Origin of the sequence: Pseudomonas sp. Z8(2022), assembly GCF_025837155.1 — a bacterium.
In the GTDB taxonomy this organism is placed as follows: Bacteria; Pseudomonadota; Gammaproteobacteria; order Pseudomonadales; family Pseudomonadaceae; genus Aquipseudomonas.
Map to the genome: position 1 here is coordinate 1,278,910 of NZ_CP107549.1, position 25,877 is coordinate 1,304,786.

The following is a 25,877-nucleotide window of genomic DNA, read 5'->3' on the forward strand; positions in this document are numbered from 1 at the left end:
GATCAACTCCTGCGAATCAGCGTGCGCAGCATGAAGCGGTTGGGATGGCTGGCGTCGGCCACATCGCGTGGCACCGGCAGTGGCTCGTTTTCCAGCCAGGCAGCGATCAATTCGCCCGATAGCGGAGCGGTGATCAGCCCGCGTGAGCCATGGCCGCTGTTGATGTACAGGCCGGGCAGCCAGGGGCAGGGTGTTTCCGGGATCTGCCGGGCGTCCCTGGCCAGTACGGCGTAGGCCTCGTTGAACGCCTGCTGCTCGGCCAGCGGGCCGACCAGCGGCAGGTAGTCCGGGCTGGTGCAGCGAAACGCCGCGCGACCTTGCAGTGTCGCCGGGTCGAGCGTCTGCGCATCCAGGCGTTCGGCCAGATCAAGGGAGATTTCCCGCAGCAGCTCCAGATTGCCTGCATGCTCGGCGACGCTGGGCGTCAGATCAGCGCTATGGAAGTCGAAGCTGGCGCCCAGCGTGTGTTCGCCGCCGCGCGGCGGGGCGACGTAACCTTCGGCGCAGACCACGGTGCGCAGCGCGCTGCTGGCCGCACTGGCCGGCAGGCGGCTGATCTGCCCGCGGATGCGCTTCAGCGGCAGGTTCGCCTCCGCCAGCAGGCGGGAGATTTCTGCGGCGCAGGCCAGTACCAGTACCGGGGCCTCGGCCAGCGTTGCGTTCTCCCCGGCCACGCGCCAGCGGCCATCCTGACGGCTCAGGCTCAACGCCTCCTGATAGGGGCGCAGTTCGATCAGCGGATGCTGTACCAGTTGCCGGCACAGCGCCGGTGGATGCACCCAGCCGGCATCCGGGTAGAACAGGCCGCCGGCGGGCAGGCCGATACCGGCAAGCTGCTCGGCTTCGTCCTGGCTCAGCGCATGCAGCAGGTCGCTTGGGAAGGCCGCAGCCAGTTTGCTCTGACGCTCGGCTTCCTTGGCATCGAAGGCCAGTTGCAGCACGCCGCAGGCATCCCAGTCGATGCCGCGTTGCAGGCGCTCGAGCAGACGACGGGTATGGCCGAAACCGGCGACGATCAGCCGCGACAGCGCGGTGCCGTGGGCCGACAGCTTGAGGTAGAGCACGCCCTGGGGGTTGCCCGATGCCTCGCGGGCGACATCGTCGTGGCGCTCCAGCAGGGTCACGCGCCAGCCGCGTGCGGCCAGGCTGGCGGCGGTGGCACAACCGGCCAGGCCGGCGCCGATCACCACGGCCTGGCGTTCGCCGGTAGGCAATGCGGGGCGGGCGAACCAGGGCACCGCACGCTGCATCTGCTGCGCCTGGAAAGGGCCGGCCAGCATCTCGCGCTTGTGGCCGAAGCCCTTGACCCGGACCATGGCGAAGCCCGCCGCGATCAGCCCGCGACGGACGAAACCGGCGCTGGTGAAGGTGGCCAGTGTGGCGCCGGGTGCCGACAGTCTTGCCAGTTCCGTGAACAGGGCGTCTGTCCACATTTCCGGGTTCTTCGACGGGGCGAAGCCGTCGAGGAACCAGGCATCGACCCTGGCGTCCAGTTGCGGCAGGCATTCGAGCACGTCGCCGACCATCAGCGTCAGCACAACACGCCCGCCGTCGAGCAACAGGCGCTGGAAGCCGGGATGGATGGCGCGGTACTGCGCCAGCAGTTGCCCGGCGTAGGGCGCCAGTTCCGGCCACAGGGCCAGGGCGCGTTGCAGATCCGCCTGGGTCAGCGGGAATTTCTCCACGCTGACGAAATGCAGCCGCGCATCCTGCGGGGCATGTTCGGCGAAGGCCTGCCAGGCACAGAGAAAGTTCAGCCCGGTGCCGAAGCCGGTTTCGCCGATGATCAGGCGTCCGCCAGCCGGCAGTGCCTGGCAGCGTTCGATGATGCGGTTGTGGGCAAGGAAGACGTGACGGGTCTCCTCCAGGCCGTTGGCGCGGGAGAAGTACACATCGCCGTAGCTGCGCGACAGCGGCTGGCCGTGCTCGTCCCAGTCGAGCTGGGCGTTGTGAACGTCGGACATGATGGGCCCCCGATAAAACAGGCGGCGATTCTAGCAGGCCTTTGCAAACTGTCTGCGTTGGCAATCTCGGATCGTTTTCGCCTTGTCTTGCCTTCCTCGCCTGTGTGCTTTTCCCGGCGCAGGTCAACCCGCAGCCAGTCGCCGTCAGGCAAAGTGGCGTTCCATCAATTAGTCTCTGATGACCATTGCAGGGAGGTCGTTGCATGTTCGAATCCGCCGAGATCGGCCGCAGTATCGACAAGGCCACGTTCGAGGCCGAAGTACCGGCGTTGCGCGAAGCCTTGCTGGAGGCGCAGTACGAGCTCAAACAGCAGGCGCGCTTCCCGGTCATCGTGCTGATCAACGGCGTCGAGGGTGCCGGCAAGGGCGAGACGGTCAAGCTGCTCAACGAGTGGATGGACCCTCGGCTGATCCAGGTCAGCACCTTCGATATCCAGACCGATGAAGAGCTGGCGCGGCCACCGGCCTGGCGCTATTGGCGCCAACTGCCGCCCAAGGGACGCATGGGCATCTTCTTCGGCAACTGGTACAGCCAGATGCTGCAGGGCCGCGTGCACGGCAAGTTCAAGGATGCCGTGCTAGACCAGGCCATCGACGGCGCCGAGCGTCTGGAACGCATGCTCTGCGATGAGGGTGCGCTGATCTTCAAGTTCTGGTTCCACCTGTCCAGGAAGCACATGAAGGCGCGCCTGGAAGCGCTCAGGGACGACCCGCTGCACAGCTGGCGCATCAGCCCACTGGACTGGCAGCAGTCGAAGACCTACGACAAGTTCGTGCGCTACGGCGAGCGCGTGCTGCGCCGCACCAGCCGCGACTATGCACCCTGGTACGTGGTCGAGGGTGTCGACCACTATTACCGCAGCCTCACCGTCGGGCGCATCCTGCTCGAAGGTTTGCAGGCAGCATTGGCCAACCCGCAGCGCAGCCAGATTCAGCCGCACGCGGCGCCGCTGGCGTCCAGCCTGGAAAACCGCGGCCTGCTGGCCAGCCTGGATATGACCCAGGCCCTGGGCAAGGACGACTACAAGGAACAACTGGCCGCCGAGCAGGCGCGTTTGTCCGGCCTGATGCGCGACAAGCGCATGCGCAAGCACGCATTGATTGCCGTGTTCGAAGGCAACGACGCCGCTGGCAAGGGCGGCGCCATCCGCCGCGTGACCGGTGCGCTCGACCCGCGCCAGTACCGCATCGTGCCGGTGGCGGCGCCGACCGAGGAAGAACGCGCACAGCCCTATCTCTGGCGCTTCTGGCGGCATATCCCGGCGCGTGGACATTTCACCATCTTCGACCGCAGCTGGTACGGCCGCGTGCTGGTGGAGCGGGTCGAGAGCTTCTGCAGTCAGGCCGACTGGCTGCGCGCCTACGGCGAGATCAACGATTTCGAGGAACAACTGACCAACGCCGGGGTGATTCTGCTGAAGTTCTGGCTGGCCATCGACCAGAAAACCCAGCTGAAGCGTTTCAAGGAACGCGAGCAGATCCCGTTCAAGCGCTTCAAGATCACCGAGGAGGACTGGCGCAACCGCGACAAGTGGGACGACTACGCCGATGCGGTGGGCGACATGGTCGACCGCACCAGCACCGAGATCGCGCCCTGGACGCTGGTAGAGGCCAATGACAAGCGCTTCGCCCGGGTCAAGGTGCTGCGCACCATCAATGACGCCATCGAGGCGGCGTTCGCCAGGGATTGAAGCTTGTCGCGGCTAAAGCGCATGCCGTTCAGCCGCTCTCACAGGTTACAACGGGGTCTGCTTTGATCGCGGCTGAAGCCGCTCCTACGGAAGATGTCTATTCGTCTGTAGGAGCGGCTTCAGCCGCGATACTTTTGTGTCGATCCCAAAGCTGCGGATTGCATCCGGGCTACGTCCTGCATCGAGCTGTATACGCCACATCAATGATGGTCGCGCCCCGTGATCGACTGGATTTATCTTCACGCCATTCGCCATCCAATAACAACGAGGTGCGTCATGCGTGAAGTGGTGATCGTCGATAGCGTCCGGACTGGCCTGGCCAAGTCCTTCCGCGGCAAGTTCAATCTGACCCGGCCGGACGACATGGCCGCTCACTGCGTCGATGCGCTGCTGGTGCGCAACGGCATCGACCCGCAGCTGGTCGACGACTGCATCGTCGGCGCCGGCTCCAACGAAGGCGCGCAGGGCATGAACATCGGCCGCAATGTGGCCGTACTCTCGCGTCTGGGCAATCCGGTGGCGGGTATGACCCTCAACCGTTTCTGCTCCTCGGGCCTGCAGGCCATCGCCATCGCCGCGAACCAGGTGGCATCCGGTTGCAGTGACATCATCGTCGCCGGCGGGGTCGAGTCCATCACCATGACCCTGAAAAGCATGAACATGGACAACCTGTTCAACCCGCTGCTGCAGCAGGACAATCCCGGCATCTACTACCCCATGGGCAAGACCGCCGAGATCGTCGCCAACCGCTACGGCATCACCCGTGAAGCCCAAGACGCCTATGCCCTGCAGAGTCAGCAACGCACCGCCCGAGCCCAGGCCGAAGGCCTGTTCGCCGACGAAATCGTGCCGATGACGGTGAAGTATCAGGTGGAAGACAAGGCCACCGGCGAGAAGAAGATCCTCGACGGCGTGGTCGAGGCAGATGACTGCAACCGTCCGGACACCACCCTGGAATCCCTGGCCAAGCTGCAACCGGCGTTCGATCCGGCGGGCAGCGTGACGGCCGGTAATGCCTCGCAGCTGTCCGACGGTGCCTCCATGACCCTGGTGATGAGCCTGGAAAAGGCGCTGGAGCTGGGTCTGACGCCCAAAGCTTACTTCCGTGGCTTCACCGTGGCCGGCTGCGAGCCGGACGAAATGGGCATCGGCCCGGTGTTCTCGGTGCCCAGGCTGCTCAAGGCCAAGGGCCTGAACGTGGCCGACATCGACCTGTGGGAACTCAACGAAGCCTTCGCCTCGCAGTGCCTGTACTGCCGCGACCGGCTGGAGATCGACAACGACAAGTACAACGTCAATGGCGGCTCCATTTCCATCGGCCACCCGTTCGGCATGACCGGCTCGCGTCAGGTCGGTCACCTGGTGCGCGAGCTGCAGCGCCGCGAGCTGCGCTACGGCATCGTCACCATGTGCGTCGGTGGTGGTATGGGCGCATCTGGCCTGTTCGAGGCCTATCGCGGCTAAACGATTTCAGGAGCGCTGTGCGTACGGGCGGTTATCCAGTGGCTGGCCGTGCGCACGGCGCAACCTGGGGTTTGTACCCAGCGCTGTTTATACTCGCGCTCTGCCTTTGACCGGAGCGCCTGCCGATGCCCTTTGCCGAAAACCTGATCGCTTTCACCCTGGCGGCCACGCTGCTGACCCTGACACCGGGAATCGACACTGCGCTGGTGTTGCGCACCGCGGCGGTAGAGGGCCGGCAGCAGGCGTTTCGCGCGGCGCTGGGCATCAATGCCGGTTGCCTGATCTGGGGCGCTGCCGTGGCCTTCGGCCTGGGCGCGCTGCTGGCGGTTTCCGAGTTCGGCTACAACCTGCTCAAGTACTGCGGCGCGGCCTATCTGGCCTGGCTCGGGCTGAACATGCTGCTGCGCCCGCGTACCTCGCTGGCGCCGCAACAGGCCAGCGGCGCACCTGGCGCCAACTGGTTTCTGCGCGGCCTGCTGGGCAACGTGCTCAATCCCAAGGTGGGGATCTTCTACCTGTCCTTTCTGCCGCAGTTCATTCCGCAAGGGCAGCCGCTGATTGCCTGGACCTTCGGCCTGGTGGGCATTCACGTGGCGCTCAGCCTGGTCTGGGCGCTGCTGCTGATCGGCGCCACCCGGCCGCTCGGCCACTGGTTGCGGCGTGAGGCGGTGATCAGGTGGATGGATCGCAGCACCGGGCTGATCTTCATGCTGTTCGCCGCGCGCCTGGCGTTCAGTCGGCGCTGATTCCGGACCTGACCTCATCATGAGGTACGCTGCGTCGGTGCAACAGATAGCCAGGCGGTGACGATGGATAGGTTTCAGGAAATGAAGGTGCTGCTGGCCGTGACCGAAGCCGAGAGCTTCGCCGGCGGCGCCAAGCTGCTGGGCATTTCACCCCCAAGTGTGACCCGCGCCGTCGCCGCGCTGGAGGCGCGTCTCGGTACCCTGCTGCTGGCGCGCAGCACCCGCAGCCTGCGCCTGACCGAAGCCGGCCAGCGCTATGTCGAAGACTGCCGACGCATTCTGCTGGAGCTGGAGGAGGCAGAGGAACTGGCCGCCGGTGGCAGCGTGCGGCCGCGTGGGCGGCTGACCGTGACGGCGCCGGTGATGTTCGGTGAACTGTTCCTGATCCCGCGCATCGCCCAGTACCTGGATACCTACCCGGACGTGGAAATCAACGCGCTGCTGGTCGATCGCGTGGTGAACATGATGGAGGAGGGTATCGACGTGGCCGTGCGTATCGGCTCGCTGCCCGAGGGGGATCATCCTGCGTTGCAGGTCGGGCAGATTCGCCCGGTGGTCTGTGCCGCGCCTTCCTTCCTCGAGCGGACCGGGCGCCCGCAGCATCCGGATGAGTTGCGCGATGCGCCCATCGTCATGTCCAGCGCCAGCGGTCTGCTGACGCATTGGAACTTCGTTGGCGCCGATGGCGGATTCGGCTTCACTCCTGCGCCACGCTTTACCGTCAGTTCCAACCAGGCGGCAATCGGCGCCGCGCGCCTGGGCTGGGGCTACACCCGGGTGCTGTCCTACCAGGTTGCCGATGCGGTTGCCCGTGGCGAAATCGAGCTGGTACTCGAGGCCTTCGAACCACCGGCCTTGCCGGTGCACATCATTCATCAGGGAGGGCGGCAGGTCTCGGCCAAGGTGCGCACCTTCGTCGACTTCTGCGCCGCCAGTTTTCTGGCCGATCCGGCCCTGCGCGCGGCTGGCGCCTCCTCTTCCGCATGAGCCAGCACCGCGAAATGCAGATATTCCTCGCCGTGGCGCAGGCGGGCAGCCTGGCCGCGGCGGCCAGAGCGCTGCAGCTGTCGCAGGCCACGGTGATGCGTAGCGTGGCTGCGTTGGAAAGCCGCCTGGACAGTACCCTGCTGCTGCGCGGACCACGTGGCGTCAGTCTGAGCCCGGCAGGTGCGGCTTTTGCCGACAGCTGCCAGCGCATACTGCAACGACTGGACGAGGCCGAGCAGTCGGTAACCGGGTTGCATGCCAACCCTGCCGGGCAACTGACCCTGGCCCTGCCGCTGTTGATGGCGCACCAGGTGCTGACGCCCATCGCCGTGGATTACCTGGCGGCATTTCCCGAGGTGAGCCTGGCTAGCCTGGCCCGCGAAGAGCTGCCGCGGCTGCTGGAAGAGGGCATCGACCTGGCTGTGGTAGTCGGGCACCTGCCCAGTTCGTCCGGTTTTGCCGTGCCTCTGGGGCAGGTGCGCCCGCTGATCTGTGCCGCGCCTGCCTATCTGCAGCATTGGGGCAGGCCCGCCAATCCGCAGGCCCTGGCGGAACATCGCACCATCGCCACCTCGTCGACCGGCCACGTGGGTGAGTGGCGCTTTGCCCAGGAAGCGGTGAAGGTCGTGCCACGGTTGACCTGCAGCACACCGCAGGGCTCCATTCGTGCGGCACTCGCCGGTTTTGGGTTGACGCGCTGTCTGAGTTACGAAGCCCATCATGAGCTGCAGTCAGGGCAGCTGCTGGCCGTACTCGAGGATTTCGCCGCGCCGCCCGTGCCGGTGCATCTGTATTACCGCGAAGGACGTCGTGCTGCCGCGCGGGTGCGCAGCTTCCTCGATTTCGCCGTGCCGCGTCTGCGCGCTCATCCGGCATTCAGGGTTGGGTAATTGCGGAAAGTGAAATAGTGGATTGTCTTGAGTGGTGATTCTTATCCGATGTGGGCGGGGCGAACATGGCTCCACCGTCGCGAAGGCATCTCGCCTCGCGGTGACCCGCCCATTCTCGAAGGAAGATCGCCATGTCCCGCCCCGCCATCCTGCTGTACAACTTTCCCCGTTCCGGTCACGCCCACCGTGCCGAGCTGATGCTCTCGCTGCTGCAGTTGCCCACCGAGATGGTCTTCGTCGATCTGGCCAAGGGGGAGCACAAGACGCCTGAATTTCTGGCCCTCAACTCCTTCGGCCAGGTACCGGTAATCGATGACGGCGGCACTATCGTCAGCGATTCCAACGCCATCCTGGTTTACCTGGCCAAGCGTTATGGCAACGCAGACTGGCTGCCCGAGGAACCGGCCGCTGCAGCCCGGGTACAGCGCTGGCTGTCGGCGGCAGCAGGGCCCCTGGCGTTCGGTGCCTGTGCCGCACGACTGGTGACGGTGTTCGGTTACACCTTCAACACCGAAGAAGTGATCAACCGTGCTCACGGTCTGTTCACCGTGATGGAAGGTGAGTTGAGCGAAACGCCGTTTCTCACGGGTGACAAGCCGAGCATCGCCGACATCGCCAACTACTCGTACGTTGCCCATGCCCCGGAAGGCAACGTCTCGCTGGAGGCCTACCCGAATATCCGCGCCTGGCTGGCACGCATCGAGGCACTGCCGGGTTTCGTGCCCATGCCACGTACTGCCGCCGGTCTGCAGGCCTGATACACCGTCGCTGCCGGGTTAACCGGCAGCACCTCTGAAGGAGGGCGCAGCGTGCACCAGCTTCCCAGCCACCGACAGTCGCCCTGGCATGCCGGTGAAAAGCAACTGCAGGAAAAGGTCGGCGTCGCCGAGCGCATGGAAGTGCTTGGGCAGAAAGTGATCCGCGACTACATGCCGGATCAGCATCGCGAATTCTACCGCCAGCTGCCGTTCATGATCGCCGCTGCCGTCGATGGCGCCGGCCAGCCATGGGCCACGCTGATCGAGGGGGAGCAAGGCTTCGTCACCTCGCCCGACCCGCGTCAGCTGTCGTTCGATCTTTCTGCCATGGCGCTCGATCCGCTTGACCCGGCCAGCAGCGGACTGGGGGCCGGCGAGGCGATCGGCCTGCTCGGCATCGAGCTGCACACCCGGCGGCGCAATCGCATCAACGGGCATATCCGCCAGGCCAGCGCGCAGGGTCTGGAGATAGCGGTGGAGCATTCCTTCGGCAACTGTCCGCAGTACATCCAGTTGCGCCAGTACCGTCGCGTGCACGAGCGCGGCGGCGAGCGTCTGGATGCGACCGAACTGGATGCGCGTGCCCGCGCGATGGTCGAGGGCGCCGACACCTTCTTCGTCGCCAGCTACATTGAGCACGAGGATGGCCGTCGCTCGGTGGACGTCTCCCATCGGGGCGGTCGCGCCGGTTTCGTGCGGGTCGAGGGCAATCGCCTGACCATTCCCGACTACGCCGGCAACCTGCACTTCAACACGCTGGGCAACCTCAGCGTCAATCCGCGCGCCGGCCTGCTGTTCGTCGACTTCACCAGCGGAGACGTGCTGCAACTGGGCGGCCGCGCCGAGATCATTCTCGAAAGCCCGCTGATCAACGCCTTCGAGGGCGCCGAGCGGCTGTGGACTCTCGACGTCGAGCAGGTGGTGCTGCGCCCGGCGGCGACCTCGTTGCGCTGGGCCTTCGAGGAATATGCACCGACCAGCCTGATGACCGGAACCTGGGCGGAAACCGAAGCGCGCCTGCGCGAGCGTGAGCGGCGCAACACCTGGCAGCGCTGGCGTGTGCAGAGCCTGCAGCAGGAGAGCAGCGATATTCGCTCATTCGTGTTGACGCCGGAAACGGGCGCCGCACCGAGTTTCGCCGCTGGCCAGCACCTGCCCATCCGTGTCACCACCGCTGCGGGCGAAACCCTGCTGCGTACCTATAGCCTGTCCAGTGCGCCGTCGGACGGTCAACTGCGTATCAGCGTCAGGGCGCAGGGTGTGGTTTCGCAGTATCTGCATGAGCAGGTACAGGTGGGAGATGTGCTGGAGGTGCGTCCACCACTGGGCAGCTTCACCCTGGACAGCGACAGTAACCGGCCGCTGGTGCTGATCGGCGCCGGCGTCGGCATCACGCCGCTGCTGTCGATGCTGCGTGAGCAGGTAGCGCTGGGGCAGGGCAGACGCGTGCATTTCTTCCAGGGCGCACGGACGCTCGCCGATCTGCCGTTTCAGGCCGAGCTGCGCGAACTGGTGCAACGTGCGGGTGGCTTGCTGCAGGTTCACCGTGCTCTCAGCGCTGCGGAGCAGGGCGCAGTGCTCGGGCGCGACTACGAGCAGCAGGGGCGCATCGATCTGGCGCAGATCAAGGCTGCGCTGCCGTTCGATGACTACGACTTCTACCTGTGCGGGCCGGCCGCCTTTACCCAGGCGATCTATGACGGCTTGCGCGATCTGAACGTTACCGACACACGTATCCATGCCGAGGCGTTCGGTCCCTCGACGCTCAGGCGTCGTACGGACGGCCAGACGACTGGCTTCGTGCAGCCGCCAGCCGCGAGTGACCCGGTGCCGGTGCATTTCAGTGCATCGAGCAAGGAAGCACGCTGGTCGCCGGACAGCGGCAGCCTGCTGGAACTGGCGGAAAGTCGCGGCCTGACGCCCGAGTTCAGCTGCCGTGGCGGCTCCTGCGGTACCTGCAGAACGCGTCTGGTCAGCGGTCAGGTGCACTATCCGAATCCGCCCGCCGAAGTGCCGCAGGACGGCAGCGTGCTGATCTGTTGCGCGGTGCCGGCGCAGAGCGAGCATGGCGTGCAACCGCTGGTGCTCGAACTGTGAGACGGCCGCACCCATGAGGCAGGAGGCCGAGAGCCGTTACCCCTGGCCTGACGTCGAATCCGGGGATTCATGACTGCCGCGAAGTGGGACGGCGACCCGATTGCGGGCGATAGCCAGGTGGTCAGTTGCTCAGATGCGCCCGTACTGCTGGCGATATTGCGCCGGCGTCATACCGGTCAGTGCCTTGAACATGCGCCGCAGGTTGGCTGGGCTGCTGAAGCCCAGTTCCGCGCTGAGCGTACTGAGCGGTGACGATGTCATGGCCAGGCGCTCGCTGACTTGATAGAGCTTGATGCGCCTGGCGTAGCTCGCCACCGGTTCACCCGTTTCTGCACGCACCTTGCGCGCCAGGGTGCGTTCGGACATTGCCAGCCTGCTGGCCAGGCCCTGCACGGTCAGTTGCTCGGCCGGTGTCTGCTCGATCAGGGCATGCAGGCGACGCAAAAGTCCGGGCGGTTGCTGCATCAGGCTGGCGCCCTGGAATGCGCTGTGAGGCACGGCTGGGCGGGGCAGCACCATCAACTGGCTGAGATCCTTGAAGGCGTCCTCGCTGACCTGACGCTCGATCAGCCCCTGGGCGATGGGCAGATAACCGTTGACCCCGGAGGCAGTGGCCACGCCCTGGGCGAACACGCAACTGCTCTCGCTCTGCCAGCGCACCCGCGCGAAGCGCTCGCGCATCATGTCCGCCAGCCACCAGGTTACCGTCGCCGCCTGATCATTGAGATGGCCGCTGGCCGCGAGCAGGCCGACCCCCGTGCAGTAGCTCCATAACTGCACGCGTTTGCTGGTGGACGAGAGTGTCTTGATCAGCCTGGTGTTGTTTCTCAGCACGGCATCGACCTGCTGCACCGACTCGGCCCAGAAACCCGGAACCAGTACTGCATCCAGCGTGCGCGGATCGAACCCGGTGCCCGCCTGCAGCACGACGCCATGGGCGCACTGCACCGGCCCGGCCTGCTCGGCGATATAGCGAACCTCGAAAAGCGCGTTTGCGCTCCGGCGATTGGCCGCATGCAGCAGGTCGGCGAAGGCGAGCAGCCCGGCCGGCATACAGTCGTGATACAGCAGCAAGCCAATGCGCATGAGTGATGGCCTGAAATGAATCTAAGATGTCCAATACTGCCATTATTGGCCGGAGATCGGATAGGCAGCATGGAACTCCCAGAACGCGAGGGCTTTCCATGAAGATTCAGCAGCTGCGCAACGCCACCATCATCGTCGAATTCGCTCAGCACCGTGTGCTGGTCGATCCCATGCTGGCCCCACAGGGCGCCCTGCCGCCGCTTCGACTGTTCGGTGCCCGGCAACGCAACCCGCTGGTGGAGCTGCCAAGCGGCGCCCGGGACGCGCTGGAGTCGGTCACCCACTGCCTGATCACGCACTGCCAGAAGGGGCATTTCGATCATCTGGATCGCGCCGGCACCCGGTGGCTGCGCGAGCGGCAGATTCCGGTGATCTGTACGCCGCATGATGCTGATTACCTGATGCAGCGCGGTCTGAACGTGCAGCCATTGCTGCCGGGGCATGAACGTTCCGTTCCCTTCCTTGGCGGACGTATACGCACCATTCGCTGCACCCATGGCCGCGGACTGGTCGGGCGCTTGATGGAGCACGGAGTCGGTTATCTGATCGAGATGCCGGGAGAACCGAGCCTGTATCTGGCGGGCGACACGCTGCTCACCGATGCCGTTCGCGCCTGCGTGCGCGAGCACCAGCCTGCGGTCAGCGTGGTGCCGGCAGGCGGCGCGCGTTTCGATCTGGGCGGCGACATCATCATGGGTATCGAGGAGGTCATCGAGTTCGCCCGGCTGAGCCGCGGTGCGGTAGTGGCCAACCATCTGGAAGCCATCAGCCACTGCCCGGTCAGCCGCGTGGCGCTGGCCGAAGCTGCTGCCCGCGCGCAGGTCGAACTGCTTATTCCGCGGGACGGCGAGGTGCTGGAGTTCTGAGTGGAAAGGGCGGCGGTCACCGCGCGCTTTCTCGGCTGAAGGCGAAGCGACCAAAGTTAACTTTAATGTCAACAGGGCTCGGCGTCCCTCATGACGCTGGCCGGGTGCTCAGCGGTCTACTGCAGCCTTCTGCTGGTGCGCCTTGCGCAGCCTGTCCAGGCGTTCGAGCGTCGAATCATCTGCGCCTGGTCCGGGACGCACTCCCAGCTCTTCAAGGGTGAGCGATTGGCCGTTGATGTCCATCAGCTGAACCGGAGCGAGCGGCGCCCCGGTCTTGCGATTGATGGGAACCATCGGGGCGCCACCCGCCAACGGGTTCCACTTATCCCCCCATTGCATCATCGCGATGATGATCACGTGCAGGGCTCGGCCTTTTTCGGTCAGGGTGTATTCGGTGCCGGCACCGACAGAGTGCTTGGTGACGATCCCGTACTCCTGAAGCAGCTTCAGGCGTTTGGAGAGGATGCCCTTGGATATCTCCAGGTTGCGCTGGAATTCATCGAACTTTGTCGTGCCCCAGAGCAGTTCGCGAATGATCAACAGGTTCCACCAATCGCCCAATACATCTACCGAACGGGCGACAGAGCAATTGCGATCCTCGAAGGTAACTCGTTCCACGTGCATGTCTCCGGGCGGGGTGGGGCGGCGCCGACACGAAAGTTATTGACAGGTTTCATGATAGCACCTGGTTTCCGTTGCTTTGGTTCTGTAATAGAACCTTTTCGCAGGGCAATCTATCGGAGGTCTATTCATGAACAAGCAACTCCTTACTGCGACGGCCTTCTTTGTCGTTGCCACCGCACAGGCCGAACCTCATGGCAGCTGCATTACCAATGAACTGGAGGACCACCTGATCACGGCTGATCTCGCGGTTGCCGCCGGCAACTGCCACCTGGCTCGTGCCGGTAATGAGGGCGAGGCAGTGTCGGCTCTGGAGTATGCGCATAGCTGGTTCCGACAAGCGCAGGAACTCGGTTCCAGTCAGGCACGCCAAGGTTTGGATGTCGTCGAACGGAAGTTGGCGCAGGCAGGGCGAAACCCATGATTAATGCCATCAGTATCTCGCTACCCCGTGCCTGGGAAGGCAGAACTACTGCACCATAATCCGACGGCCACAGCGATCCTGTTGAGCACTGGGCTCGAGCATTGCGATTACTACCAGCAGTGCCGATGTGGCTTAGAGCGCATGACGCGCCGTACGAATGGCAGCCCTACGTACCTCTGCTGTTTTTGCTTATGCGCTGGGCGCCTCGTCAGGTTTGCCTGGATTCATCTTGGAGAGCAGTCGCTTGGCGTTGGACGCGCAGTCCAGGTCGTCCGGTCTGGTTTCGACCTCGTTGATCGCCGCCAGCAGGTGCGTTCTGCTCCGGGCCAGGCGTAGCTCCAGCGCTTCGATGTCTCTCACTTTGGCTCGCAGGATGTCGAGCAGATATACAGATGTAGCGAAACGCATTGGCTCTTTTTCATTTGGAATTATGCAGACGCGGCTATCCACGCCTGCATAAGCTTTGCCTGTGCAGTTCGACGCTCAGATCGCCTGACCGCCGGATACCTCGATGCGCTGGGCGTTGATCCAACGATTCTGCTCGCCGAGCAGGCTGGCGATCATCGGGCCGATGTCGTCCGGTACGCCCACCCGACCCAGTGCGGTCATGTCCGCGAACACCTTGTTCAGATCCGGCATGTCACGTACGGCGCCGCCCAGGAAGTCCGTCTCGATGGCACCAGGAGCCACTGTATTGACTGCGATCCCCCGGCTGCCCAGTTCCTTGGCCATGTATAGGCTCAGCACTTCCACTGCGCCCTTGACCGCCGAGTAGGCGGAGAAACCGGGATAGGACACGCGAGTCAGCCCCGAAGAGATATTGACGATGCGACCGCCATCGACCATCAGCGGCAGCAATGCCTGGGTAAGGAAGAACACGCCTTTGAAGTGCACGTTCACCAGGGCATCGAACTGCGCTTCGGTGGTGTCGGCAATCGACGCCATGTCGCCATGGCCGGCATTGTTGATCAGGTGATCGAAGCTCTCGCGTTGCCAGGTCTCGCTCAGCGCCTGGCGCAGGCGTTGCACGAAACCCGCAAAGCTGGCGACGTTGCCCGCGTCGAGTTGCAGGGCGACCGCCTTGCGGCCCAGGGCCTGGATTTCGGCAACCACGGCCTGTGTGGTATCGGCCTGGCTGTGGTAGGTGACGACGACGTCGCTTCCCTGGCGGGCGATGCTCAGCGCGGTGTTGCGGCCGAGACCACGGCTGGAGCCGGTTACGATGGCGATCTTGGTCATGGTAAAAACCTCTCATGGGTGAACGGGATTGAATTGTGTGGCTTGTGGCGCAACCCCGTCCTTACCGAAACCTCGACGCTTTTTGCCTATTTCTCCAAGAGGAAAGACATGCTCCGGATCAGCCCCAGGAGTCGACGATGAGCACCGCATTGCTCGAGGTCGTCCGCGATTATCTGGACAGAAATGGCGACACCGGCGGGCTTGCGCAAAGTCCCGTTCCCGGCCTGACCGTCATTCGCACACCTGCATCGAGTGGGCTGGATTACGCCATCACCCGACCGCTGGTCTGCCTGGTACTGCAGGGCAGCAAGCGAGTCATGATGGGAACCCGCAGCTTCGATTTCAGCGCAGGTGATTCCCTGTTGATCACCGCCGATGTACCCACGGTCAGCCAGATCATCCAGACGAGCCGGGAAGCGCCCTATATCTCGCTGGTTATCGATCTCGATCCTGCACTGCTCACCGAGCTGATGGAGGAAATGAAGGCGGTGCCGAGTGCAGAGGCGGAGCCGATCCGCATCGAGCCGACCGATAGCGAAGTTGCCGAAGCGGCGCTGCGCCTGATGCGTCTGCTCGATCGTCCGGCTTCGGCGGCGGTGCTGCATGCTTCCTACGTACGTGAATTGCATTACTGGCTGCTGGCGGGGCGACATGGCCCGGCGATCAGTCGCCTGGGCTGGCCGGACGGCCATGCACAGCGCATTGCGCGGGCGGTGAAGGTGCTGCGCACCGAGTTCGCTCGGCCGCTGCCGGTGGAGCGCCTGGCATCCGTGGCAGGCATGAGTCCCTCGTCCTTCCATCATCATTTTCGCAACCAGACGTCACTGACGCCGCTGCAGTTTCAGAAGCAGCTGCGTCTGATCGAGGCGCGTCGCTTGATGACCGGGGAGGGCGCCAGCGCCAGCAGTGCAGCGTTCGCGGTGGGCTACGAAAGCGTGTCGCAGTTCAGCCGTGAATACCGCCGTCTGTTTGGCCTGCCGCCGGCCAGGGACGCCAGTGTCGCCTGTTGATCGGGAACGGTTTTCTCACCTGCAGCCCGGAAAATAATCGGCGGGTTCGAAACGTTCGCTCGCGTCCATGCGAATCCCACGCAGGTTGCGCGTCTCCAGATAGGAGGCATAGAGGGGCTCTGCGAAATAGCTGATCAGGATCGAGCGTCGGCGCATGCCGAGCCGGTTCAGACTGCCGCCGTGTATCAGGTCCACGTCGAACACCAGGATGTCACCGGCCGCGCCCGCAATCTGCACTGAGCAGGACTCGTCGTTGAAATCGACTGGTGGCTCGCCGGCAGGCGGACGGTGGCTGGCCGGGACGATACGGGTGGCACCGTTGTCCGGGCCGTAGTCATCGAAGTAGACGATGGCGTTGACGGTATCGCCAGGACGCTGCGCCGAGAGGTCGCGGTGCAATTGCTGATGACCACCTCCATTCAGTGGTTCGCGGCCTTCCACCTGAGCAAGGAAGAAACGCTCGCCGATCAGTTCGCCGACCACTGCCAGCAGCCGTGGCAGGCGGCACACGGCCTGAATCATGGCATTGTCGTCCAGCAGCGAGTGATGCCAGTCCGCGCCGCGCGGTACCGGCCATTGATTCGAGGGTGTAATGCCCGCATCGAACGCGGTGCGCAAGTCATCCAGCCACTCGACAGGAACCGCTTGGCGCAGCAATGCATAGCCATCCCGCTGGAGTTGTTCACGGTCAGTCATGGTCGGGTTCCTGCCATCCATGCCGCCAGAAGAAAGCAGCTGGCAGTCAAAGAGGCAAGCTCGTTTTTCAGTACCTGTCCTTCCGCCCACAAATTCAGCGCAGGGCCTGGCCAAGACTGAATACAATGGGCGCCTGAAATTTCCGCTCCATGCATATGGTTGCACCGTACGAGGAAACCGCCCCATGGCCTCCGCAGACAAACAGAAGAAGCGTGCCCAGCGGGCCAAGACCAAGGCCAGGCAGAACCGCATGGGCAAGCCCAGAGCCCAGGCCAATGTCGTCCATCCGATCCTGGCCAATCCGCTGATCGACGAGCCGTTCGATGATGTCGAGATCGATCTGAGTACCTTCGATTTCAAGGACATCGAAGAGAACGGTTTCGACCCGGCGCATTTCGATGACCTGTTTCAGGCGATGAAGGCCGCCGAGGGCATCAGTCTGCTCGCCATGTGCCTGGTGTTCCTGCAGTACCCGGTGCTGGAGCTGGTGGTCGCCGAGGAGTCCGAAGACGCCGCGACCGATTTCATGATGGGCCTGCTGATCGTCTATCGCGCCATCTTCCACGACGAAGACGAAGACGCCGCAATCGCCTGGATCGGCAGCGAAGCCTTCCAGAGCGCCTACAACGAAGCCTCGGCGATCCTGCAGCAGAAGAACGCCCGCGCCTGAGTGGTCACGGCGATCACCCCTTCAGCGCGGCCTCGATCCTGGTGATATCGATCTTGCTCATGCTTATCATCGCCTCGAAGGCGCGCTTGGCCGCCGCGCGGTCGGGGCTGGCGACGGCCTCGCTGAGCACACGCGGGGTGATCTGCCAGGAAATGCCCCATTTGTCCTTGCACCAGCCGCAGGCGCTGGCCTGGCCGCCGTTGTCGATGATGGCGTGCCACAGTCGGTCGGTTTCGGCCTGATCGTCGGTGGCGACCTGAAACGAGAACGCCTCGTTGTGCTGGAACACCGGGCCGCCATTGAGCCCGATGCAGGGCAGGCCGATGACGCGAAACTGTACCGTCAGCACGTCGCCTTCCTTGCCCGAGGGATAGTCGGCCGGAGCGTGGTGGACGGCGAGCACGGCGCTGTCCGGGAAGGTATTGGCATAGAAGGTTGCGGCCTCCAGGGCATCGTGGTCGTACCAGAGGCAGATGGTGTTCTTGCTGATCATGTGTGGTCTCCACGGCAGTGGGGGAAACCGCCAAGTCTAGCTGCCAGGGCCGGCGTGATCGGGACGTCCGTCGGTTGCCTACTGCCGGTGCCAAGGCGCGTCGCCGTGTGGCCTGGCAAATCCGCCGGTGCTTTCTAGTATCAACATGAGCCGCGGACACTGCTGGGCGTAGGGAGTCGGCGAGGACGGGCTCTTCCATGTCATCAAGGAGGAAACCCACATGAGCCTCTTGCTCGGCCCAATCCTGCACTTTCGCGGTATCCACGACGGCCTGTACCAGGTCTCCGCACTGGTCGTGGTGGACAAGGGCGATCCCAAGCCGCAACCGGTCGTCAGCCATTGCCGGGTCGACGCCCTGACCCGCATCGCCGCCATTCCCTTCGTCAAGCCGACCCAGGATGTCTGGCGCGCCGATCTGTCGGTGGAGCAGCAGCCTGGCAGCGCGCGCCACTGCAGCTGCAGCATGGCCGGCGGCAAGGCCAGTTTCCACGTGCCGCCGGCCGGGATCTCGCCGCGCGTGGCCTATGCCTCGTGCAACGGCTTTTCCGCCGACAAGTACCGCAAGAAGGTCAAGGAGCGGCAGAGCGAGCGCTGGTTCGACATGGCCGCACGGCACCGGATCAAGGGCGAGGAGTTCAACCTGCTGATGATGGGCGGCGACCAGGTCTATACCGACGACCTGATGGTGGTGCCCGGGGAGATGAAGGACTGGGCGGACCAGTGGCACAGCAAGCAGGTGGCGACCCGGTGGAACCGCAAGTTCGAGAAGCAGGTGGACGAGTACTTCGCCCAGCTCTACGTGCAGCGCTGGAGCCAGAGCGGCCCGCGCGAGATGCTGCAGGCGATTCCCTACATTGCCATGTGGGACGACCACGACATCATCGACGGCTGGGGCTCGTACCCGCAGGAGCTGCACCAGTGCGACGTCTACCAGAACCTGTTCCGCCTGGCGAGCCGCTACTACCGGCTGTTCCAACAGCAGCTGGGCGAGGGCGAGGTACACCCGGCCGCGGTGCCCGGCCAGTCACCCAAGGCCCGCGGCATGAGCCTGGCCTATTCCGGGCTGGGCGAATTCGCCTTGCTCGTCCCGGACCTGCGCAGCGAGCGCCAGCCGGACCTCACCGTCGACGGCGTATTCAGCCCCACGCGGATCATGTCGGAGTACACCTGGGACGCCGTCTACACCTGGATGGACAAGCTCGATACCACGCGCCACCGGCACCTGATCGTCTTCTCCAGCCTGCCGGTGGCCTACCTCGATCTGAACGCCGCCGAGGTGGCGCTCAATGCGCTGCCGGGACAGTGGGAACTAGAGGACGATCTGCGTGACCACTGGCGCAGCAAGCCGCACCGTGATGAACGGCAGCGGCTGATCAAGCGCCTGCTGAACTTCTCGGCGCGTGGCGCGCGGGTGACCATCGTCAGCGGCGACGTGCACGTGGCTGCGGCGGCGGTGATCGAGTCGAGCCTGCCGCAGCACGGCAACGGGGCCGGTGCCATCTTCCAGCTGGTCTCCACCGGGATCGTGCACACGCCACCGCCGGCCGTGGCGGTGTATTTCATGGAGAAATTCGGTGCCGGGGAGGAAACGGTGGAGTACGGCGTGCGGGCGCGGATGCTGCCGATCGGCTTCAAGGGCCATTATCTGGTGCCGGAGCGCAACTGGCTGAGTCTGGAGCCCGACAGCAAGAGTCGGATCTGGGCCAACTGGCACGTCGAGGGGCACGAACACCTGCTGACCCAGGTGATCGACCCGGTGGTGCTGCCCAGCGTGGTGCAGCCGGTGAGCATCCCGACCCCGGCCTGAGCCGCCGGGGCTGGCAGCGCCGTGGTCTAGCCGACCACCCAGCGCTGCCTCGCCCAGCCGCTGAAGCCGTCCACCGCCAGCACCAGCACCAGCATGGCCAGGATCACAGTGGCGGCCTGGGCTTCCTGGAACAGGCTGAGGGACATGTAGAGCATCTGCCCGAGGCCGCCGGCGCCGACGAAACCGAGCACGCTGGCCATGCGGATGTTGTTCTCCCAGCGGTACAGCGAGTAGGCCACCAGCTGCGGCCAGACGCCCGGCAGGGTGCCGTAGCAGAACGCGGCGACGCGCCCGCCGCCGCTCTCGCGGATGGCCTCGGCCGGTTCACGCGGGGTGTTTTCCAGCGCCTCGGCGAACAGCCGGCCGAGCACGCCGGCGGTGTGCAGGGCCAGCGCCAGGGTGCCGGCATTCGGGCCGAGGCCGGCAGCCAGCACCATCAGCGCCGCCCATACCAGCTCGGGGATGGCGCGCAGCGCATTGAGCAGCAGCCGCGTGGCGTGCAGGGCCAGGCCGCCGAAGCGTCCCGCGGCCGGCAGTGCCAGAGCCAGACCGAGCAGGGCGGCGAGCAGGGTGCCGATGGCCGACATGGCCAGGGTTTCCAGCGCACCACGGCCGATCGCCTGCAGGTGCGGTGCGGAGAAGTCGGGCTGGAGGAAGGCGCCGGCGTACTGGCCCATCTGCGCCAGGCTGTCGCCACCGACCAGCGCACCGAGATCGATACCCAGGTAGACGAACGAGGCGATCACTGCCACCAGGATGGCAGCCAGCAGGATCAGGTTACCGGTTCTCATGTCAGCCTCACGCGTAGCAGACGGCTGAGCAGGTCCGCGAGCAGCACCAGCAGCAGGAAGGTGAGCAGCATGCTGGCGACTTCGCCGCCGGCGAACATGCGCAGCGACAGGTCGATCTGCTGGCCCAGCCCGCCGGCGCCGACGAAGCCCATCACCACCGAGGCGCGGATCGCGCATTCCCAGCGGTAGACGGTGTAGGAAAGCATCTCCCCGGCTGCGTTGGGCAGTACGCCGTAGGCGAAGGCGGCCAGACGGCTGGAGCCGGCGCCGAGCAGGGCGCGGGCCGGGCGGGCATCGACCGACTCGAAGATTTCCGCATACACCTTGCCGAGCATGCCGGCGTAGGTGATGGCGATGGCCAGCACCCCGGCGGTGGGGCCGAGGCCGACCGCGCGCACGAACAGCAGCGCCCAGACGATCTCCGGCACGCTGCGCAGGAAGATCATCAGACCGCGTACCGGCCAGCGCGCCAGTTGCGCCCACCAGGCCGGACGGCCGCCACGGTGCACGGCCGACAGCGACAGGGCGCGGCTGGCCAGCAGGGAGGCGGGAAAGGCGATCAGCAGTGCCAGGCTCATGCCGGCGGTGGCGATGGCCAGGGTTTCCAGCGTGGCGCGGCCAAGCAGGGCGAGGAACTCGGCGTCATGCGCCGGTGGCCAGAAGCCCTGCAGGAAGTTGGCCATGGTGCGGGCGTTGTCACCGTTGAACAGCACCGCCAGGTCCAGTTCGCTGATGCGAATGCCAGGCCACAGCAGCACCAGCGCCAGCAGGGTGAGCAGCAGGCGGGGCAGTGCGGCGGGGTCGCGTGGAGCAGTCTTCAGCATCGCGGGATCTGCACCGTCTGGGGTTGCACCGGCGAACTCGGCGCGGCCTGCAACTGCTCGTTGGCATACAGCGCGTCCAGCTGTTCGGGCCGCACCTCGGCGGCCGGCAGGTCGAAGGCGATGCGCCCGTCGCGGATACCGATCACCCGTGGGAAGTGCGCCAGCGCCAGATCCACGGCATGCAGGCTGGCAACCAGGGTCATGCCGCGTTCGGCTGCTTCGCGGTTGAGCACCGCCAGGGTGTGCCCGGCCAGTACCGGGTCCATGGCCGAGACCGGCTCGTCGGCGAGGATCAGCTCCGGCGCCTGGTACAGCACGCGGGCGATGCCGACGCGCTGCAGTTGGCCGCCGGAGAGCTGGTCGCAGCGTTGGAAGAGCTTGTCGGCAATGTCCAGGCGGGCCAGGGCGGCCTGGGCACCGGCGGCGTCCAGCGGGTGCAGCAGGTTGAGCAGGCCCTTGGCCAGCGACCACTGGCCGAGCTTGCCGGCCAGCACTGCCGTGACCACGCGCTGGCGCGGCGGCAGCGGCGGTGCCTGATGCACCAGGCCGATGCGTGAGCGCAGGCGCTGGCGTTGGCGGGCCGGCAGGCGCCAGGGATTCTGTTGCAGCAGGTCGATCTTGCCCCGCGACGGTTGCAGGCTGGTGGCCAGCAGGCGCAGCAGGGTGGTCTTGCCGGCGCCGGAGGGGCCGATGATGGCCACCCGTTCGCCGGGGGCCAGGCTCAGATCGATACCATCGAGCGCGACCTTGCCGTTGGCGTGGGCCAGGCCCACGCCACGCAGGGTGACACTCACTTCAGCAGGCCGGCAGCGCGGGCGGCCTCCTCGATGCCCTGGTAGTTCTCGGGCTTGGTGTCGATGAAGCGGCTGGCGGCCTGCAGGTCGAGGATTTCCTTGTGCTCGGCCTTCGCCGGGTCGAGGGCAAGAAATGCGTTCTTGATCTTGGCCTGCAGCTCGGGGTCGAGATTACCGCGTACGGTCCAGTTGTAGTCGAAGTAGGTCGGGGTGGTGGCGAAGACCTTGACCTTGTCCAGATCGACCTTGTTGCTGTCGACCAGCTTCTGCCAGACCGAGGCGTTGAGCACGCCGGCGTCGGCCTTGCCGGCCTGGACCCAGGCGACGGTGGCGTCGTGGGCGCCGGAGTAGGCCACGCGGCTGAAGAATTCTTCCGGCTTGACGCCGTCCTGCAGCATGAAATAGCGCGGCATCAGGCTGCCGGAGGTGGAGGAGATGGAACCGAAGGCGAAGGTCTTGCCCTTGAGGTCCTGCAGCGATTTCACCGCCGGGTCGGAGGTGATGAATTTGCTGGTGAACTCGGCGTCCTGTTCACGCTGCACCAGCGGTACGGCATTGCCGGTTTTCAGGTGCGCCTGGACAAAGGTGAAGCCGCCCAGCCAGGCCATGTCGATGCGGTCGGCGGCGAGCGCCTCGACCACCGCGGCGTAGTCGGCCACCGGCACGAACTGCACCTTCATGCCCAGTTCCTGTTCCAGGTAGGCGCCCAGCGGCTTGAACTTGCGCAGCAGTTCGGTGGGGGCTTCGTCGGGGATGGCCGAGACCTTGAGGACATCGGCGGCTTGGGCGAATACGGCGGATACGGACAGCGCGAGACCGGCGGCGAGCGCCAGGGTGTTCTTGAACATTTCGGTTTCTCCGGTTCAATAGCGGGGAAGGCGCGCGGAGTATAGTGGCCCCGCGCCGCGCTTGCAGCACGTATGCGCTGACACTGGCGTTAATATGCGCGCTGGACATGAACTGCCTGGAGTTGATCGATGACTGCAACGCTGCCCGCCCTGGCTTTCGCCGGGATTGGCCTGATGGGCCTGCCGATGACCCGCCGCCTGCTCGCTGCGGGTTTCCCGCTGACCCTGTGGAACCGCACCCCGGACAAGTGCGCACCGCTAGTGGAACAGGGCGCGCATCGTGTGGAGAACCCCGCCGAGCTATGCCGCGATGCCAACGTGGTGATGCTCTGCCTGGCCAATACCGAGGTGGTGCGCGAGGTGGTGTTCGGCCCGGGCGGGATCGTCGAGGGTGCGCGGCCCGGGCAGTTGCTGGTGGACTTCTCCAGTCTGGATCCGGCTGCCACGCGCGAGATGGCGGCAGAGCTGGAAGCTCGCACCGGCATGCGCTGGGTCGATGCGCCGGTGTCTGGCGGTACGCCGGGCGCCGAGGCCGGCACGCTGGCGATCATGGCCGGCGGCCGCGAGGAGGACGTGGAGCGCGTTCGCCCGGTGCTGGCGCACCTGGGCCAGCGCCTGACGCGTATGGGCGAGGTGGGGGCGGGGCAGGTGACCAAGGTGTGCAACCAGATGATCGTTGCCTGCAATGCGCTGGTGATTGCCGAGGTTGTGGCGTTGGCCGAGCGTGCCGGCGTCGACACCAGCCTGATCGCTCCTGCACTTGCTGGCGGTTTCGCCGATTCCAAGCCGCTGCAGATCCTCGCGCCGCAGATGGCCGCCAGCCGGTTCGAGCCGATCAAGTGGCACGTGCGCACCCTGCTCAAGGATCTCGATACGGCGGTGAAGCTCGCGCGTGAGGAGGGCGGCTCCACGCCCATGAGCGGCCTGGCCGCGCAACTGATGCGCCTGCACGGCAGCAAGGGCTTTCTCGAGCGCGACCCCGCCACGCTGGTGGAAATGCTGCGGGAGCAGCGCCCATGAAGATCGCTGCCAACCTGTCCATGCTGTTCACCGAGCTGCCGCTGCGCGAGCGTGTGCTGGCGGCGATGCGAGAAGGATTCGACGGTGTGGAAATCCAGTTTCCCTACGAGCTGCCGGCCATCGCCTTGAAGGAAGTGCTGGAGCTCAGTGCTCTGCCACTGGTGTTGATCAACGCTCCGGCCGGCGACCTGATGAGCGGTGGCCCCGGCCTGGCCGCAGTACCAGAGCGCCGGGCGCAGTTCGACGCTGCTTTGCAGGAGGCGCTGACCTACGCCGCCATGGTGCGCCCGGCCTGCATCAACGTGCTGCCCGGTCGCCTGGCTGAAGGTGTGAGTCGTGAGCAGGCACTGGATTGTCTGATCGCCAACCTGCGCAAGAGCGCCGAGGCCTTTGCGCCGCTGGGTATTCGCGTGCTGGTGGAAGCGATCAACCCCATCGACATGCCGGGTTTCCTGATCAACACGCCGGAGCATCTCGATGAGCTGCTGCGCGCGGTGGATCACCCGAATCTGGCCGCACAGTACGACCTCTATCACATGGCGCGCCAGGAGCTGGACGTGGCGGCGGGCATGCGTCTGCTGGCCGGGCGCATCGGCCATGTGCAGTTCGCCGACGTCCCGGGGCGTGGTGCGCCGGGCACGGGTGAGCTGGTGTTCCCGGCGTTGCTCGGGGCCTTACGTGACAGCGGTTACAGCGGTTGGCTGGGCGCCGAATACAAGCCAGGTGAGGTGGGCACGCAGGCGAGTCTGGGCTGGTTGGCTCAGTGGCGGCAACGTAGCTAGGCGGCTGCGTATCGGTCTCGCTGCGCAGGCCGCACCCTACCGGCGATTGCCTCGGTTACAGTGCGCCTGCAAACTTTCCGGCGCAGGATGTTCGCCGCCCGCGGACTGCCTCAAGGCACCAGCAGGATCTTGCCGTCACGCTCGCCGCTGGCGGCAGCCGCTACGGCTTCCTTGATATGTGCCAGGTCGTAGGTGGCAGCCACACAGGTCTTCAGTTTGCCGCTGGCGATCAGTTGCACCAGTTCGCCGAAGACCTTCATCTGCTGCGCCGGGCTGGCCTGCTGAAACCATTTGGCCAGCCAGAAGCCGCGCAGGGTCACGTCGCGGAACACGAACGAGGCCGGCGAAACCTGGCAGGGCTGTCCGCTCATCATGCCGTAGTTCACCAGTACGCCACCGTTGGCCAGCGCCGCAGCCAGGTGATCGGTGCTGACGCCGCCGACAGCGTCGATCCCCAGGCGTACCTCGGCGCCGCCCGTGGCTGTACGCACACGCTTGGCCAGGTCTGGGCCATCCACCAGCACCAGGTCGCCGCCTTCGGCCTCGACAGCGGCAACAGCCGATTCGCGGCGCACCACGTTGATGGTCTTGAAGCCGCGCAACCTGGCCAGCTGGATCAGATAACTGCCGACGCCCGAGTTGGCGGCGTTCTGGATCACCCAGTCGCCCGGCTTGAGGTCGACGAATTCGCTGAGCAGCAGCGAAGCGGTCGGCGGGTTGACGGTGAGCATGGCCAGTTGCAGCGGGTCGGCATCCGGCAGCGGGATGAGCTTGTCCGCCGGCGCGTTCAGGGCCGTCACCCAGGTGCCGCAACCCACCGGCAGCAGCACGGTCTGGCCGACCTTGAAATTGCCGACGCCCTCACCGAGCGCTTCGATCTTGCCGACACCCTCGTTGCCGCCGATAGCCGGCAGCGGCGGCAGCATGCCATAGGCGCCGGTCAGGGTCAGCACGTCGGATGGGTTGATCGGTGCAGCCAGTACCCTGATCCGCACCTGCCCGGCGGCAGGCTCCGGCAGCTGCAGCGGCACGGCGCTGATGACGTCCTGCGGCACCGGGCCGCGGTGCTGGTATTCGGCTTTGAGCATGGTCGGATCTCCTGGAGGCAGGCGCAAGAATGCGTGCAGCCAGTCTAGCTGTGATAGGGCAAAGCGGAATGAATCGGCCGGCATCCACTCGGCTTATGAAAGGCCAGTAGCCGTCTATGCTCAGGCAGGTCCGACAGCGGGGTAGACGTTGTTCAGATGGTGACCATGAACAACCCGCGTTATCGAGAAGAGGCGCTGCAATCGATCGCAATCGCCTGCTC

26 protein-coding genes are annotated in these 25,877 nt (G+C 65.3%); 14 read left to right on the forward strand and 12 right to left on the reverse strand.

What is annotated here, in order from left to right:
• Positions 1–2: 2 nt before the first annotated feature.
• Positions 3–1,964, reverse strand: a complete 1,962-nt coding sequence (mnmC, locus tag OEG79_RS06095) for a bifunctional tRNA (5-methylaminomethyl-2-thiouridine)(34)-methyltransferase MnmD/FAD-dependent 5-carboxymethylaminomethyl-2-thiouridine(34) oxidoreductase MnmC (RefSeq protein ID WP_264147901.1) — start codon at positions 1,962–1,964, stop codon at positions 3–5.
• A 203-nt stretch (positions 1,965–2,167) separates the two neighbouring features.
• On the opposite strand from mnmC, the gene pap reads away from it, so the two are divergent.
• The 7 genes from pap (at position 2,168) to OEG79_RS06130 (ending at position 10,597) form a co-directional block, all read left to right on the forward strand.
• Entirely contained in the window at positions 2,168–3,655 is a 1,488-nt protein-coding gene (gene pap, locus OEG79_RS06100) for a polyphosphate:AMP phosphotransferase (protein WP_264147902.1), read from the forward strand.
• A gap of 276 nt (positions 3,656–3,931) precedes the next feature.
• The gene (locus OEG79_RS06105; RefSeq protein WP_264147903.1) at positions 3,932–5,119 is read left to right on the forward strand and encodes a thiolase family protein; all 1,188 of its coding nucleotides are present in this window, start codon (positions 3,932–3,934) and stop codon (positions 5,117–5,119) included.
• Positions 5,120–5,244: 125 nt separating this feature from the next.
• Positions 5,245–5,865, forward strand: a complete 621-nt coding sequence (locus OEG79_RS06110) for a LysE family translocator (protein WP_264147904.1) — start codon at positions 5,245–5,247, stop codon at positions 5,863–5,865.
• Positions 5,866–5,928: 63 nt separating this feature from the next.
• Positions 5,929–6,852, forward strand: coding sequence for a LysR family transcriptional regulator (locus OEG79_RS06115; protein WP_264147905.1), 924 nt, complete (start codon positions 5,929–5,931; stop codon positions 6,850–6,852).
• Entirely contained in the window at positions 6,849–7,742 is an 894-nt protein-coding gene (locus OEG79_RS06120; protein WP_264147906.1) for a LysR family transcriptional regulator, read from the forward strand. The genes OEG79_RS06115 and OEG79_RS06120 overlap by 4 nt, the downstream gene beginning before the upstream one ends.
• A 131-nt stretch (positions 7,743–7,873) precedes the next feature.
• Complete coding sequence (locus OEG79_RS06125; protein ID WP_264147907.1) at positions 7,874–8,500, forward strand: glutathione S-transferase family protein; 627 nt, start codon at positions 7,874–7,876, stop codon at positions 8,498–8,500.
• Positions 8,501–8,551: 51 nt separating this feature from the next.
• Positions 8,552–10,597 (forward strand): pyridoxamine 5'-phosphate oxidase family protein, encoded by a 2,046-nt coding sequence (locus OEG79_RS06130; protein ID WP_264147908.1) that lies wholly within the window; start codon positions 8,552–8,554, stop codon positions 10,595–10,597.
• A 129-nt stretch (positions 10,598–10,726) separates the two neighbouring features.
• Here the strand turns inward: OEG79_RS06130 and OEG79_RS06135 are convergent, their stop codons facing one another.
• Positions 10,727–11,683 carry a GlxA family transcriptional regulator gene (locus OEG79_RS06135; protein WP_264147909.1) on the reverse strand — a complete coding sequence of 319 codons (957 nt, stop codon included), beginning with the start codon at positions 11,681–11,683 and terminating at the stop codon, positions 10,727–10,729.
• A gap of 98 nt (positions 11,684–11,781) precedes the next feature.
• On the opposite strand from OEG79_RS06135, the gene OEG79_RS06140 reads away from it, so the two are divergent.
• Positions 11,782–12,549, forward strand: coding sequence for an MBL fold metallo-hydrolase (locus tag OEG79_RS06140; RefSeq protein WP_264147910.1), 768 nt, complete (start codon positions 11,782–11,784; stop codon positions 12,547–12,549).
• 108 nt (positions 12,550–12,657) lie between these two features.
• On the opposite strand, the gene OEG79_RS06145 is transcribed toward OEG79_RS06140, so the two are convergent.
• Complete coding sequence (locus tag OEG79_RS06145; protein ID WP_264147911.1) at positions 12,658–13,167, reverse strand: winged helix-turn-helix transcriptional regulator; 510 nt, start codon at positions 13,165–13,167, stop codon at positions 12,658–12,660.
• 133 nt (positions 13,168–13,300) lie between these two features.
• On the opposite strand from OEG79_RS06145, the gene OEG79_RS06150 reads away from it, so the two are divergent.
• Positions 13,301–13,594 carry a hypothetical protein gene (locus OEG79_RS06150; protein ID WP_264147912.1) on the forward strand — a complete coding sequence of 98 codons (294 nt, stop codon included), beginning with the start codon at positions 13,301–13,303 and terminating at the stop codon, positions 13,592–13,594.
• A 189-nt stretch (positions 13,595–13,783) separates the two neighbouring features.
• On the opposite strand, the gene OEG79_RS06155 is transcribed toward OEG79_RS06150, so the two are convergent.
• Positions 13,784–14,002, reverse strand: coding sequence for a hypothetical protein (locus OEG79_RS06155; RefSeq protein ID WP_264147913.1), 219 nt, complete (start codon positions 14,000–14,002; stop codon positions 13,784–13,786).
• 75 nt (positions 14,003–14,077) lie between these two features.
• On the reverse strand, positions 14,078–14,833 hold the full coding sequence (locus OEG79_RS06160) for an SDR family NAD(P)-dependent oxidoreductase (protein ID WP_264147914.1): 756 nt from the start codon (positions 14,831–14,833) through the stop codon (positions 14,078–14,080).
• A 137-nt stretch (positions 14,834–14,970) separates the two neighbouring features.
• Here OEG79_RS06160 and OEG79_RS06165 point away from each other — a divergent pair, with 137 nt between their 5' ends.
• Positions 14,971–15,843 (forward strand): AraC family transcriptional regulator, encoded by an 873-nt coding sequence (locus OEG79_RS06165; protein ID WP_264147915.1) that lies wholly within the window; start codon positions 14,971–14,973, stop codon positions 15,841–15,843.
• A 15-nt stretch (positions 15,844–15,858) separates the two neighbouring features.
• On the opposite strand, the gene OEG79_RS06170 is transcribed toward OEG79_RS06165, so the two are convergent.
• Positions 15,859–16,539 (reverse strand): phytanoyl-CoA dioxygenase family protein, encoded by a 681-nt coding sequence (locus tag OEG79_RS06170; protein ID WP_264147916.1) that lies wholly within the window; start codon positions 16,537–16,539, stop codon positions 15,859–15,861.
• A gap of 184 nt (positions 16,540–16,723) precedes the next feature.
• On the opposite strand from OEG79_RS06170, the gene OEG79_RS06175 reads away from it, so the two are divergent.
• On the forward strand, positions 16,724–17,209 hold the full coding sequence (locus OEG79_RS06175; protein ID WP_264147917.1) for a hypothetical protein: 486 nt from the start codon (positions 16,724–16,726) through the stop codon (positions 17,207–17,209).
• A 13-nt stretch (positions 17,210–17,222) separates the two neighbouring features.
• Here OEG79_RS06175 and OEG79_RS06180 read toward each other — a convergent pair whose 3' ends face one another.
• Positions 17,223–17,702 carry a VOC family protein gene (locus OEG79_RS06180; RefSeq protein ID WP_264147918.1) on the reverse strand — a complete coding sequence of 160 codons (480 nt, stop codon included), beginning with the start codon at positions 17,700–17,702 and terminating at the stop codon, positions 17,223–17,225.
• Between the two features lie 220 nt (positions 17,703–17,922).
• Between OEG79_RS06180 and OEG79_RS06185 the strand changes: the two genes are divergently transcribed.
• Positions 17,923–19,509 (forward strand): alkaline phosphatase D family protein, encoded by a 1,587-nt coding sequence (locus tag OEG79_RS06185; RefSeq protein WP_264147919.1) that lies wholly within the window; start codon positions 17,923–17,925, stop codon positions 19,507–19,509.
• Between the two features lie 26 nt (positions 19,510–19,535).
• On the opposite strand, the gene phnE is transcribed toward OEG79_RS06185, so the two are convergent.
• From phnE to OEG79_RS06205, 4 genes are read right to left on the reverse strand one after another with little or no spacing between them, the layout of a single operon-like run.
• Positions 19,536–20,300: a phosphonate ABC transporter, permease protein PhnE gene (gene phnE, locus OEG79_RS06190; protein ID WP_264147920.1), complete on the reverse strand. Its 765-nt coding sequence runs from the start codon at positions 20,298–20,300 to the stop codon at positions 19,536–19,538.
• Entirely contained in the window at positions 20,297–21,124 is an 828-nt protein-coding gene (locus OEG79_RS06195) for a PhnE/PtxC family ABC transporter permease (protein ID WP_264147921.1), read from the reverse strand. The genes phnE and OEG79_RS06195 overlap by 4 nt, the downstream gene beginning before the upstream one ends.
• A complete protein-coding gene (locus OEG79_RS06200) occupies positions 21,118–21,918 on the reverse strand; it encodes a phosphonate ABC transporter ATP-binding protein (protein WP_264147922.1) in 801 nt (266 codons plus the stop codon). Before OEG79_RS06200 ends, OEG79_RS06195 begins: the two co-directional genes overlap by 7 nt.
• Positions 21,915–22,766 carry a putative selenate ABC transporter substrate-binding protein gene (locus OEG79_RS06205; RefSeq protein ID WP_264147923.1) on the reverse strand — a complete coding sequence of 284 codons (852 nt, stop codon included), beginning with the start codon at positions 22,764–22,766 and terminating at the stop codon, positions 21,915–21,917. Before OEG79_RS06205 ends, OEG79_RS06200 begins: the two co-directional genes overlap by 4 nt.
• Positions 22,767–22,895: 129 nt before the next feature.
• On the opposite strand from OEG79_RS06205, the gene OEG79_RS06210 reads away from it, so the two are divergent.
• Positions 22,896–23,786, forward strand: a complete 891-nt coding sequence (locus OEG79_RS06210) for an NAD(P)-dependent oxidoreductase (protein ID WP_264147924.1) — start codon at positions 22,896–22,898, stop codon at positions 23,784–23,786.
• Positions 23,783–24,568 (forward strand): hydroxypyruvate isomerase family protein, encoded by a 786-nt coding sequence (locus OEG79_RS06215; RefSeq protein WP_264147925.1) that lies wholly within the window; start codon positions 23,783–23,785, stop codon positions 24,566–24,568. Before OEG79_RS06210 ends, OEG79_RS06215 begins: the two co-directional genes overlap by 4 nt.
• Before the next feature lie 110 nt (positions 24,569–24,678).
• Here OEG79_RS06215 and OEG79_RS06220 read toward each other — a convergent pair whose 3' ends face one another.
• Positions 24,679–25,656 (reverse strand): zinc-dependent alcohol dehydrogenase family protein, encoded by a 978-nt coding sequence (locus tag OEG79_RS06220; protein WP_264147926.1) that lies wholly within the window; start codon positions 25,654–25,656, stop codon positions 24,679–24,681.
• Between the last annotated feature and the right edge of the window lie 221 nt (positions 25,657–25,877).